The sequence below is a fragment of the Chelativorans sp. AA-79 genome (assembly GCF_029457495.1).
GTDB lineage: Bacteria > Pseudomonadota > Alphaproteobacteria > Rhizobiales > Rhizobiaceae > Chelativorans.
Genome location: NZ_CP120361.1, coordinates 2472626 through 2484625, shown reverse-complemented (window position 1 = coordinate 2484625; position 12000 = coordinate 2472626). Strand labels below are relative to the sequence as shown.

Genomic DNA, 12000 nt, shown 5'->3' with positions numbered 1-12000 from the left:
CGACCTGATAAGGAGGAAGTGTGGAAACCCGGCGCCCGGCAGGTATCCTTTGAAAGATTTCCGTAAGTCAGCCATGAAAAATCGGATCCCCCTCCTCATTGTGCTACTCGCCGCCGGCCTCGCCTCGGCCTGCTCCAGCTATCAGCCCGCCCCGCCCGCCTTTCACAAGGCGCTCTACCAGCCTTACATCCTCGACGCGGGCGACCGCCTTCGCATCACCGTCTTCGACCAGCCGAACCTCACCAACACCTACGGCGTCGACCAGGCGGGCTACATCTCCTTTCCGCTCATCGGCTCCGTGCCGGCACGCGGGCACACCGCCAAGCAGGTGGAGCAGACGATCGCCCGGAAACTGCGCGAGGGCTATCTGCGCGATCCCAGCGTCACGGCCGAGATCGACCGCTACAGGCCCATCTTTATCATGGGCGAGGTCGGAGCTCCAGGACAATATTCCTACGTACCCGGCATGACCGTGCAGAAGGCGATCGCCGCGGCCGGCGGCTTCACGCCGCGCGCCTATCAGGGCACCGCCGACATCACCCGCGAGATCAACGGGCGGGTGTTGACCGGCCGCGTCACGACTTCCGATCCGCTGCTTCCAGGCGACACCGTCTATGTCCGGGAAAGGCTGTTCTGATGTTCGCTCCGGCCGCATGACAAGCCCTTGCGAATCGTCCATTGTTTCCGTTCGCCCGTCGGCGGCATCTTCCGCCACGTAAGGGACCTTTGCGAGGCCCAGGCGGCCGCAGGCCACGAAGTGGGCATCGTCTGCGATTCCACCACCGGCGGCGCCTTCGAGGACCGGCTCTTCGCCGAGATCGCGGCCAAGCTGCCGCTTGGCGTCGCCCGCACGCCCATGCAGCGGCATATCGGCCCGGGCGATATCGGAGCGGCGGCGCGCACGCTTTCGATCATCCGTCGGATGCACCCGGACGTCCTGCACGGGCACGGGGCCAAGGGCGGGGTCTATGCGCGGCTTTTCGGCACCGCGCTCAGGACCGGCCGCCGGCGCGTCGCGCGCATCTATTCGCCCCATGGCGGCAGCCTGCATTACGATCCCGGCTCCGCCGCCGGCCGTTTCTTCTTCGGTCTCGAGACGCTGATGGGGCGCTTCACCGACCACATCTTCTTCGTTTCGCTGTACGAGCAGCACGCATATGAGAGGAAGGTGGGCAAGCCCCGCGCGCCGGCAAGCCTCGTCTATAACGGCCTGAGAGCTGCCGAATTCACGCCCGTGGCGGACGCGCCCGACGCGGCGGATTTCCTCTATATCGGCATGATGCGCGATCTGAAGGGCCCCGATCTTTTCATCGATGCGCTGAAGGAGGCGGAGAAGCGGAGTGGACGGGCGCTCTCGGCCGTCATGGTGGGCGACGGCAACGATCTTTCCAAATACATCGCGCAGGCACAGGCGCTCGGCTTCGGCGGGCGGATCGTCTTCCACCCCGCCATGCCCGCCCGCAAGGCCTTCGCTCTGGGCCGCATGATGGTCGTGCCGTCGCGTGCCGAGGCGATGCCCTATATCGTGTTGGAGGCGCTCGCCGCGGGCAAGCCGCTGATCGCAACGGCCGTCGGCGGGATTCCCGAAATCCTGGGCGAGACCTCCCCTGCCCTGGTGCGGCCCTCCGTCGCCTCGCTCGCCGAGAAGATGACGAGCGCGCTCGAGGACGAGGCCGCCTATCGTGGTCTCATGCCGCCGGAGAGCAAACTCAGGGCGCGCTTCGGGCTGGATGTGATGGCAGCGCGCATCGAAGCGGTCTATCGCCAGACACTCGGCTCATGATCTGCTAGACTGCTGTCTCGGCCGCCGAAGCGTGATCTCAAGAGAATTTTTAGCTTCTTGATGCTATCGGCAGCAGAAACCGGGGGCTCGGTCAATGAACAGCGTCCAACCCAAGCATCGTTTTGCTTCCGAGGCCGTCCAGCCGGCAGGCGAGCCCCGCCAGAGGCGTTCCCGGCCCGTGCTCAGCCCGATCGCCAGGCAGGTGGCCCAGCAATATCGCCGGGACACCATGTCGCCGGTCATGGTCAGCGGCGTCATGCGCATCGTGGAATTCATGATGCTGCTTCTGGCCGGCCTTGGGATCTATGCCGCCCGTGTGGGCCTTTATACCCACCTGTCCTGGCATTATCCTGTCATCATCCTCGGCGTCTCGCTGTTGACCGTGATCCTTCTCGAATTCTCCGACTGCTACCAGATGCCGGCACTGCGCAACCCGCTGCCCCATGCCGGCCGGATCCTGCTCATATGGTCGGGGGCCTTCGCCCTGGTCACGCTGACGCTCTTCTTCCTGAAGATATCGGAGGAGTTCTCGCGCGCGTGGCTGGCCGTGTGGTATGCGAGCGGGCTCGGCCTGATCGTGGTCCTGCGCCTTGTCGTCTCGCGCCTCATCCGCCGCTGGGCGCGCAACGGGCGCATGGAAAGGCGCGCCGTCATCGTGGGCGGCGGGAAGAACGCGGAAGTCCTTATCCGCTCCATCGAGCAGCAGCCCTATAACGATATCCGCATTTGCGGGATCTTCGACGACCGCGACGACACCCGTTCGCCGCCGGTGGTGGCCGGTTATCCCAAGCTCGGCAACATCGACGAGCTCATTGAATTCTCACGCATCGCCCGCATCGACATGATGATCGTGTCCATACCGGTCACGGCCGAGGCGCGTGTGCTCGCCATGCTGCGCAAGCTGTGGGTTCTGCCGATCGACATCCGCCTCTCGGCCCATTCGACCCATCTGCGCTTCCGGCCGCGCGCCTATTCCTATATCGGCGCCGTGCCCATGCTCGACATCTTCGACCGTCCGATCAACGACTGGGACTCGGTCGCCAAGCGCGCCTTCGACATCGTTTTCAGCCTGATCGGCATCGTGGTCTTCTCGCCAATCATGCTCGCCACCGCCGTCGCGATCAAGCTGGACAGCAAGGGCCCGGTGATCTTCAAGCAGAAGCGGCACGGCTTCAACAACGAGGAGATCGAGGTCTACAAGTTCCGCTCCATGTATGCGGACCAGTCCGACCCCACGGCCCGCAAGCCCGTCACCAAGGGCGATCCGCGCGTGACCCGCGTCGGCCGCTTCATCCGCAAGACGTCGATCGACGAGCTGCCGCAGTTCTTCAATGCGCTCTTCGGCAGCCTTTCTCTCGTCGGCCCGCGGCCGCATGCGGTGGCGGCGGAGGCGCACAACCGGCTCTTCGACGAGGTGGTGGACGGCTACTTCGCCCGCCACCGCGTGAAGCCGGGCGTTACCGGCTGGGCGCAGATCAATGGCTGGCGCGGCGAGCTCGATACGGAAGAGAAGATCCGCAAACGCATCGAATACGACCTTTATTACATCGAGAACTGGTCGCTCTGGTTCGATCTCAAGATCCTGTTTCTGACGCCGCTTCGCCTGCTCGACACGAGAAACGCCTATTGAGCACGATCGATCATAGCGAGGCCGCCGGTGCGCCTCTTCCGCGCGCGGCGGTCAACGCGCGGCTGATCGCCCTGATCCGCGCCTTTGCCGTGGCGCTCGGCGTGTTCCTCTCCGGTTTCGTGGTGCGCGAACCCGCCCCTTACGAACTCTACATGGCCGGCCTCATCGGCGTATGGGCGCTTTTCGGCCTGCGCCTTTCCCGCCACGTCATGCCGCTTCTCGTGCTTCTCCTTCTCTTCAATCTCGGCGGGCTCATTTCCATCAGCCAGATGCCGGATCCGGGAGTGCGCGACGCGCCCCTCTACCTCGCCGTCTCTCTCTTCCTCGCCTTCACCTCGGTCTTCTTCGCCTCGGTGGTGGAAACGCAACCCGGCCTCCTGCCGCTGATCTTCCGCGCCTGGCTCGCCGCCGCCGTGACGACGGCCTTCGTCGGTATTCTCGGCTATTTCAACGCCTTTCCCGGCTCCGAGATGTTCACCCGCTACGGACGCGCGGCGGGCGTGTTCGAGGATCCGAACGTCTTCGGCCCCTTCCTCACCTTGCCGGGTATCTATCTTCTGCACCGTATGATGACCGGCAAACCCGCGGCCGCGCTCATCGCGATCCCCTTCTTCCTGATCATCGTGCTCGGTATCTTCCTGTCCTTCTCGCGCGGCGCCTGGGGTCTGTTCGTGTTCTCGGCCGTCATGCTCACGCTGGCGCTCTTCATCCACAACCGGCGCGGTGCGGTGCGCTTGCGGATTCTCGGCATGAGCATCGCCGCCATCGCCGTCACCGCGCTGGCGCTGGTCATCGCCCTGAACATCCCGGCGGTCGCGGAGCTTTTCTTCCAGCGCGCGCAACTCGTGCAGGACTACGATGCCAACAGGCTCGGCCGGTTCGCGCGGCACGCACTCGGTTTCCTGCTGGCGACGGAGCATCCGCTGGGAATCGGGCCGCTGGAGTTCGGCCAGATATACGGCGTGGATACGCACAATATCTGGCTGAAGGCGCTGCTCGATTATTCCTGGCTCGGCTTCGCGGCCTATCTGACGCTGATCATGTGGACGCTTGCCGGATGCTTCCGCATCCTCTTCCGCGCCAGGCCCTGGCAGCCTTATCTCGTCTGCGCTTTCGTGGTCTTCGTCGGTCACCTCATGCTGGGATGGGTGATCGACACCGACCACTGGCGCCACTTCTACCTCCTCCTCGGCCTCCTGTGGGGCATGATGGCGCTGGAACGGCGATATCAGGCGGAGACGCGGCCGGCATTTGCGGAGAAAGAACCAGGCCCAGCGCCGTCTATGTCTCGAATCTCGATGCCGGCAGGAAAAACGGCAGCATCGCCGCGATGAAAATCGCCGAATGCCGCCTGCAAGGCGCAAGTCTCTGGGGGAAAATGGTCGGAGCGGCAGGATTTGAACCTGCGACCCTCTGGTCCCAAACCAGATGCGCTACCAGGCTGCGCTACGCTCCGAAGCGCTGAAATCCCTATATTCTCAAGGGTTCCCGCGCAAGCGTGAAATTGCGGCTTCACCGATATGTGGAACAAGCGGCGCCCCGTGGTAAGAGGTGGAGCGAAAAATCCACGGCAGGTCCCATGGCCGTTGACGTATGTACCTGGCCGGGACCGGCGACTATATCTTGGCCAAAACCACAGGCAGCCCGGTTTTGCGTGAGGTAGTCCATGTCCATATCATACCGGCAGAGCAGTGCGGCTTGCTCAGCAAGTGCTCTTTGCCCGTCGGCCCGGCTTTGCCGAGGAGCGTGAAATGCGCGATCGGCGACGTTTCGAAAACCGCACCATCATCTACCTCGTGATCATCCTCATCACGGCGCTGTTGGTCGGATGGCTTGGACAATGACGAGGGCGAAGCGCGCTTCATGCCTGCACCGACCGCTTCCGCCTTGGTCACCTGCGTGAAGACGTGCTCATGGACGATTCAGGCGTGCGGGATCGCTACGGGCGTCCGGTTCCGGATCGGCGGTTCTTCGGGGCGAGGGTCGGATCAGATAGTCCAGCACCCCCGGCAGCGCCTCCGGCAGATCTTCGGCAATCAGCCCGGGCCCGAACGCCCTGCCCGCCTCCGCATGCAGGTAGGCCGCCGCCGCCGCCGCTTCGAAGGCCGGCATTTGTTGGGCGAGAAGGCCGCAGATCATGCCGGCGAGCACATCGCCCGAGCCCGCCGTCGCGAGATAGGCCGTCCCGTTGGTGTTGATGACGGCCTGGCCGTCCGGCGCGGCGATCACCGTATCCGGCCCCTTGAAGAGAACGACGGCCCCGCTGCGGGCGGCGGCCGCCCGCGCCTTGCCGAGCTTTGAAAGCTGCTCATCGGCCGCGAGGTCCGGGAACAGCCGCGCGAATTCGCCGGGATGCGGCGTGAGCACGAGGCGGCCCTGGCTGCCGGCCGCGGCCGCAAAGAGCAGTTCCGGCTCATGCGCAAAGGCCGTAATGCCATCGGCATCGAGCACCAGATGCGCCGTCGCGACATCCTCGCCTGAGCGCAGCACGGCGGCGGCAAAGCTGCGCGCCCTCTCTCCCACGCCGAAGCCGGGGCCCAGCACATAGGCGGACGCCCTTCTCTCACGGCGGAACAGGGCAAGTTCGTCCACCGCCTCTACCCGCCTGAGCATGATCGAGGTCAGGTGCATCGCATTGACGGCGAGGGCTCCCGCAGGGGAAAGCACCGTCACCGCCCCGGCCCCGATCCGCGCCGCGCCACGCGCGGCGAGCCGGGCAGCCCCGGTGGTGGACGGCCCGCCCGAGAAGACGGCGGCATGGCCCCGTTCGTATTTATGCGTCTCCACGCCGGGCCGCGGCAGGAGCGCCTGCCAGAGATCCGGCGCATTTTCCCGGCAGCGGGGACGGATGGTGCCAAGAACCTCCGTGGCGATGCCGATATCGCGCACCACGAGTTCGCCGCACAACGCGCGCCCCGGATAAAGCAGGTGGCCGGGTTTCTTGCGGAAGAAAGTCACGGTGAGATCGGCCGGAGCCGTGCTGCCCAGCACCGCTCCGCTCTCCCCGAGACGCCCGAGGGAAGATCGACGGCCACGACCTTCGGCCCGGCGGCGGAGACCCTGTCGAGAGCATTCGCATAGGTCTCCGAAACGGGCTTGGCGAGCCCGGCGCCGAAAAGCGCATCCACCACCACACGCCCCGCCTCCGGCGCGAAATCGCGCAGTTCGCCGGTGCGCATCGGCCAAGCGGCCGCGGCACGGGCCGCGTCGCTTCCGGGCTTCGGCTCGAGTTCACGCCAGACCCGCGCATCGAGGCCCCGTTCGTGAAGCAGCCGCGCGACCACATACCCGTCGCCGCCATTGTTGCCGGGGCCGCAGAGGACGTCGAAGCCAGGCGCATCCGCGAAGCGCGAAAGGATCTCGTCCATCACCGCCGCGCCGGCATTGCGCATCAGGTCGTAGCTCTCCAACGGCCCGGCCTCGGCGGCGAGCCGGTCCACGCGTCCCATTTCTTCCGGAGACAGAATCTCGTGCATAGCGGGGTCATCCGTTAGGTGGCCGATATTGGCTCCGATCGGATCCGCCGTAAATATCGGCACGACCGAAGGCCATTTTTTAAGCAAGATGCTCAATTATTAGGCAGATTTATCAGGAGTCTGGCCGACCCCGCGACGCGATCCCCGAATCGTTTGCCGGCACAGGCCCGCCAGCGCATTGCGGGACCGGCACCGGCCTGCACACCAGCGGGTCCGGCCGACTGGCACGGTTCCTGCATACGAATGGGCGAAGCGGGGGCGAACCCCGCTTTTAAAGCAATCGGAGGCCGCCGAAACATGAAGAAGATCGAGGCGATCATCAAACCGTTCAAGCTCGACGAGGTGAAGGAAGCCCTTCAGGAAGTCGGGCTTCAGGGCATCACCGTTACCGAGGCCAAGGGCTTCGGGCGTCAGAAGGGCCACACCGAGCTCTATCGCGGCGCGGAATACGTGGTCGACTTTCTGCCGAAGGTGAAGATCGAGGTGGTGCTGGTGGACGATATGGTCGATGCGGCCATCGAGGCCATCCGCAAGGCCGCCCAGACGGGCCGGATCGGGGATGGCAAGATATTCGTCTCCAATGTCGAGGAAGTCATCCGCATCCGGACGGGCGAAACCGGCCCCGATGCGGTCTGAACAGGCCGACAGGGCCGATTGCAAGAAGAGTTGTCATTTACAGGGGTTGAAGACACATGACGACAGCACAGGACATTTTGAAGCAGATCAAGGACAACGAGGTGAAGTTCGTTGATCTGCGCTTTACGGACCCGAAGGGCAAGCTCCAGCACGTGACGATGGACGTTGTCGCGGTGGACGAGGACATGTTCGCCGACGGCGTGATGTTCGACGGTTCCTCGATCGCCGGCTGGAAGGCCATCAACGAGTCCGACATGGTCCTGATGCCGGAGCCGGAGACGGCCCATATGGACCCGTTCTTCGCCCAGTCGACCATGGTCGTCTACTGCGACATTCTGGACCCGGTCTCGGGCGAGGCCTACAACCGCGACCCGCGCGGCACGGCCAAGAAGGCGGAGGCCTATCTGCGCGCCGAGGGCATCGGCGACACTGTCTATGTGGGTCCGGAAGCCGAGTTCTTCGTCTTCGACGACGTGAAATACAAGGCGGACGCTTACAACACCGGCTTCAAGCTCGATTCCTCCGAGCTTCCCTCGAATGACGACACGGATTACGAGACGGGCAATCTCGGCCACCGCCCGCGCGTGAAGGGCGGCTATTTCCCGGTCCCGCCGGTCGATTCGCTTCAGGATATGCGTTCCGAGATGCTGAGCGTGCTGAGCGACATGGGCGTGGTCGTGGAAAAGCACCACCACGAGGTGGCGGCCGCCCAGCACGAACTCGGCATCAAGTTCGACACGCTCGTGCGCAACGCCGACAAGATGCAGATCTACAAGTATGTGGTGCATCAGGTCGCCAACGCCTACGGCAAGACGGCCACCTTCATGCCGAAGCCGGTCTATGGCGACAACGGCTCGGGCATGCACGTGCACCAGTCGATCTGGAAGGAGGGCAAGCCCACTTTCGCCGGCAACGAATATGCCGGCCTGTCGGAAACCTGCCTCTATTACATCGGCGGCATCATCAAGCATGCCAAGGCCATCAACGCTTTCACCAACCCGACCACCAACTCTTACAAGCGTCTGGTGCCGGGCTTCGAGGCGCCGGTTCTGCTCGCCTATTCGGCACGCAACCGCTCGGCTTCCTGCCGCATCCCCTTCGGCTCCTCGCCGAAGGCCAAGCGCGTGGAGGTCCGCTTCCCGGACCCGACGGCGAACCCCTACCTCGCTTTCGCTGCCATGCTGATGGCCGGCCTCGACGGCATCAAGAACAAGATCCATCCCGGCCAGGCCATGGACAAGGATCTCTACGACCTGCCGCCGAAGGAGCTGAAGAAGGTCCCGACCGTCTCCGGTTCGTTGCGTGAAGCGCTGATGAATCTGGACAAGGACCGCAGCTTCCTGAAGGCCGGCGGTGTCTTCGACGACGACCAGATCGACGCCTATATCGAGCTCAAGATGGCCGAGGTGCTGCGCTTCGAGATGACGCCGCATCCGGTCGAGTTCGACATGTATTATTCGGTGTAGGCCTTTCAGGCGAACGGTTCGACGAAAACACCCCGGGCACGAGCCCGGGGTGTTTGTTTCCCCACATTCAGGGCGAGACCCGCAGCGAAGCGAATGCCCTCAGATGACGTCCAGCGACCAGGCGACGATATCGGCCACCGCGGCATTGAAGGCCTGGTCCAGGGCTGCGATAAAGGCCTCGTCGCCAGTTCCCGTGACCGGCGCGCTGGTCACGAAGTCGCGCGAGGCGCGCACTTGGCCGCTGCGGTCGTCGAGCACCTTCACGAAAAGCTCCACATGGGCCTGATCGCTTCCCACTCGCACCTCGAACGCGCGTATGTCGACGATCACCTGGTAATCGATGGCGAGGCCCTCTCCCGGCCGGCCGACGCCCGCGAGTCTGTCGGTGCGCTGGAACGCTTCCACGAGACGCGACTGCACGAGCTTCGGCAGCCGGTCCGACCAGCGTGCACCGCCTAGGAGCTGCAGAGCGCCGCTTGCCGTCCGGATGGCGACATCCTGGCCGTCGAGGAGTTTCAGCGCGGCTGGCTCCGGGACGAGGATCTGGGTGCGCGCGCGCCTGGCGCTTACCGGCTGCAGGAGCGGCGCGCTCAGATCATAGGCATCCACCGGAGGAGGCCCGAAGCCGGGAATGGCGGCGCAGCCGCCAAGTATCAGGCTCAGGATCACCAGCCCGCAATGAGCATGCTTCAAACCCAACCCCTTGCTCCTGAATGAAAAGCGTCCGACCCCGCATCAACTTTCTTTTGCGGGCCCCGCCGGGGCTTGTCAACGCCGGGCCCGGCCCTCGTATCGGCGAATGGTCCCGTCGCCACCGGTGATGATGCGCTGCGGATTCTGCTCCAGGTCGGTAACGGCGCTCTCGATGCGCGAGATCGCGCGCCGGGCATCACCCACCAATGCCTCGACGTCGCGCAGCCCCTGCCCGGAGAAGCGGGAGAGGCCCTCGGTGATGGGGCCGAGGCGTGTGTTCAGCGTATCGGCCACTTGGCGGAAGGACTGCAGTGTGGCGCTCGCCTCGGCGAAAAGATCCTGCCCATCCCCGGTGTCGAGCATGCCGTCGAGCTTCGCGAGAATGCCGTCGACCCGCACGGAAGCCGTATTCAGCCGGCTCGCGAGCTCCTTCGCATCGGTGATGAACTGATCGATGTCCTCGGTCCTGTCACCGACGGTCTCGCTCACCTGCGCGATGTCGGCGGAGGCCTTGCTGATCGCCTGGCTCGCTTCCTCGAAATTGCGGACGGCGTTTCCGATGTCGTCCGGATCGACGCCGGCGACCAGCGTATCCACCCTCTTCAGCGTCTCGTTCGCCTGCGTCGAGAATCCGTTGATGGAGGAAACGGCATCGTTCACCCCGCTGGCGATGGCGTCGAACTGGCCGCTGACGCCATCAAGGCGCTGTGTGAACGTGTCGATGTTTTCCACAATATTCGCGATCTTGTCCCGGTCCACGGACGTGATCAGGTCCTCCGCCGCGCTCAAGGTCGAATCGAGCTGGCCGGAGACATTGGAGATGGTCTGCGAGAGCGCACTCACATTCTCGAGGAAACTGTCGATGCCTTCGGCATTGCGCGCCAGCGCTTCCGAGAAGGACTGCGCGTTCCTGACCGTCTCCGTGAGGGGCCCGCGCGCATCCGTCACGAAGCCTTCGAGCTGGTCCATCACGGCATCCGCACGCGACATGAGGCTCTGCGCTGTCTGCAGCAGATTGGTGACGGCGGAGGGATTTGCAGTCATCTCGGCGATCGTGCCCTGCTCTTCCGCAAGCCGGATCAGATTGGGCTCCTGCGGATTGCCGCCGGTGAGATCGATATTGGCCTGCCCGGTCGTCAGGCTCGCCAGCCCCACATCGGCCTTTGTGGAAGGCGTGATGGGCGCGTTGCGGTCGACGCGCGCTTCGGCGATGGCGATCCCTGGATTGTTCGCATCGAGATGAACCCCTTCCACCGTGCCGACCCTGACGCCGTTGAAGAGCACGGCGCTGCCCGTGCCGAGGCCCGCCGCAGAGCCTGGAATGCGGAAGCGTACGGGCGCCATGTTGCCGCTCTCGCCGACGCCCGCCGTCCAGTAGACGAAGCCGAAAGCGGCCAGGATGGCGAGGATCGTGAAGATCCCGACAATGACGTAATTTGCTTTTGTTTCCATTATTCAGGCATCTTTGTTCATCATTCCTCAGCGCACGACCTGCCTGGCCCGCTTGCCCCTGAAATAGGATTTCACCCAGGGCTCTTCGCTGTGCATCATGTCGTCCACCGTGCCTTCCACCAGCACGCGCTTCTTTCCCAGCACTGCAATCCGGTCGCACACCGTAAGCAGGCTGTCGAGATCGTGCGTCACCATATAGACCGTCAAGCCCATAGTATCGCGCATTTTGGCGACGAGCTCGTCGAACTCCGCCGCGCCGATCGGATCGAGACCCGAGGTGGGCTCGTCGAGAAAGACGATATCGGGATCCAGCGCCAGCGCGCGGGCCAGTGCTGCGCGCTTGATCATGCCGCCCGAAAGCTCGGAGGGGAATTTGCCGGCCGCGTCGCGACTCAGACCCACGAGCTCCAGCTTGAGCAGGGCGAGTTCGTCCATCAGCTTCTTCGGCAGGTCGAGATATTCGCGCATCGGCACCTGGATGTTCTCGATTACGGAAAGCGCCGAGAAAAGCGCCCCGTGCTGGAACAGAACCCCCTGACGCATGTCGATCAGCATGCGCTCGGCGTCGTCCATCTCCCCGAGGTCCACGCCGAACATCGAGATCGTTCCCGCTTGTTTGGGAACGAGTCCCAGGATGGCCCTGAGCAGTACAGATTTGCCTGCACCCGATGCGCCCACGAAGCCGAGAATCTCCCCACGGTAGACGTTGAGCGAGAGGTTTTCGAGCACGGTGGTCCGGCCGAAGCTGACGGTGACATCCCGGGCCTGCAGCACGATCTCCCGGTCCCGCCGGGCATCGCTCCGCCGCTCGCCGCTTCCGTCTGCGGCCGGTGCCGCGTCTTCGTTACTGCCTGTCGCCATCAT

Annotated in this window: 11 protein-coding genes and 1 tRNA gene; 6 read left to right on the top strand and 6 right to left on the bottom strand. The window is 64.3% G+C overall.

All coding sequences use genetic code 11. The features are described from left to right. Positions 1 to 73: 73 nt before the first annotated feature. From PVE73_RS12045 to PVE73_RS12030, 4 genes are all read left to right on the top strand, one after another. Positions 74 to 637 (top strand): polysaccharide biosynthesis/export family protein, encoded by a 564-nt coding sequence (locus PVE73_RS12045; protein WP_277367141.1) that lies wholly within the window; start codon positions 74 to 76, stop codon positions 635 to 637. A 27-nt stretch (positions 638 to 664) separates the two neighbouring features. Then, positions 665 to 1783 (top strand): glycosyltransferase family 4 protein, encoded by a 1119-nt coding sequence (locus PVE73_RS12040; RefSeq protein WP_277367140.1) that lies wholly within the window; start codon positions 665 to 667, stop codon positions 1781 to 1783. Positions 1784 to 1877: 94 nt separating this feature from the next. Continuing rightward, complete coding sequence (locus tag PVE73_RS12035; protein ID WP_277367139.1) at positions 1878 to 3413, top strand: undecaprenyl-phosphate glucose phosphotransferase; 1536 nt, start codon at positions 1878 to 1880, stop codon at positions 3411 to 3413. Next, complete coding sequence (locus tag PVE73_RS12030; protein ID WP_277367138.1) at positions 3410 to 4747, top strand: O-antigen ligase family protein; 1338 nt, start codon at positions 3410 to 3412, stop codon at positions 4745 to 4747. The genes PVE73_RS12035 and PVE73_RS12030 overlap by 4 nt, the downstream gene beginning before the upstream one ends. 45 nt (positions 4748 to 4792) lie before the next feature. Here PVE73_RS12030 and PVE73_RS12025 read toward each other — a convergent pair. The 3 genes from PVE73_RS12025 to PVE73_RS28250 form a co-directional block, all read right to left on the bottom strand. Beyond that, positions 4793 to 4869, bottom strand: a tRNA-Pro gene (locus PVE73_RS12025). A gap of 455 nt (positions 4870 to 5324) precedes the next feature. Next, positions 5325 to 6404, bottom strand: a complete 1080-nt coding sequence (locus tag PVE73_RS12020; RefSeq protein ID WP_346772414.1) for an NAD(P)H-hydrate dehydratase — start codon at positions 6402 to 6404, stop codon at positions 5325 to 5327. After that, positions 6368 to 6889 (bottom strand): NAD(P)H-hydrate epimerase, encoded by a 522-nt coding sequence (locus PVE73_RS28250; RefSeq protein WP_346772413.1) that lies wholly within the window; start codon positions 6887 to 6889, stop codon positions 6368 to 6370. Before PVE73_RS28250 ends, PVE73_RS12020 begins: the two co-directional genes overlap by 37 nt. A 297-nt stretch (positions 6890 to 7186) precedes the next feature. Between PVE73_RS28250 and PVE73_RS12015 the strand changes: the two genes are divergently transcribed. Further along, the gene (locus PVE73_RS12015; RefSeq protein ID WP_277367137.1) at positions 7187 to 7525 is read left to right on the top strand and encodes a P-II family nitrogen regulator; all 339 of its coding nucleotides are present in this window, start codon (positions 7187 to 7189) and stop codon (positions 7523 to 7525) included. Positions 7526 to 7581: 56 nt separating this feature from the next. Beyond that, complete coding sequence (gene glnA / locus PVE73_RS12010; protein WP_277367136.1) at positions 7582 to 8991, top strand: type I glutamate--ammonia ligase; 1410 nt, start codon at positions 7582 to 7584, stop codon at positions 8989 to 8991. 99 nt (positions 8992 to 9090) lie between these two features. Here glnA and PVE73_RS12005 read toward each other — a convergent pair whose 3' ends face one another. The 3 genes from PVE73_RS12005 to PVE73_RS11995 all read right to left on the bottom strand — a co-directional run bounded on the left by PVE73_RS12005 (position 9091) and on the right by PVE73_RS11995 (position 12000). After that, entirely contained in the window at positions 9091 to 9684 is a 594-nt protein-coding gene (locus PVE73_RS12005; protein ID WP_277367135.1) for an ABC-type transport auxiliary lipoprotein family protein, read from the bottom strand. Positions 9685 to 9759: 75 nt separating this feature from the next. Next, positions 9760 to 11136 (bottom strand): MlaD family protein, encoded by a 1377-nt coding sequence (locus PVE73_RS12000; protein WP_277367134.1) that lies wholly within the window; start codon positions 11134 to 11136, stop codon positions 9760 to 9762. Between the two features lie 27 nt (positions 11137 to 11163). Beyond that, positions 11164 to 12000, bottom strand: coding sequence for an ATP-binding cassette domain-containing protein (locus tag PVE73_RS11995; protein WP_277367133.1), 837 nt, complete (start codon positions 11998 to 12000; stop codon positions 11164 to 11166).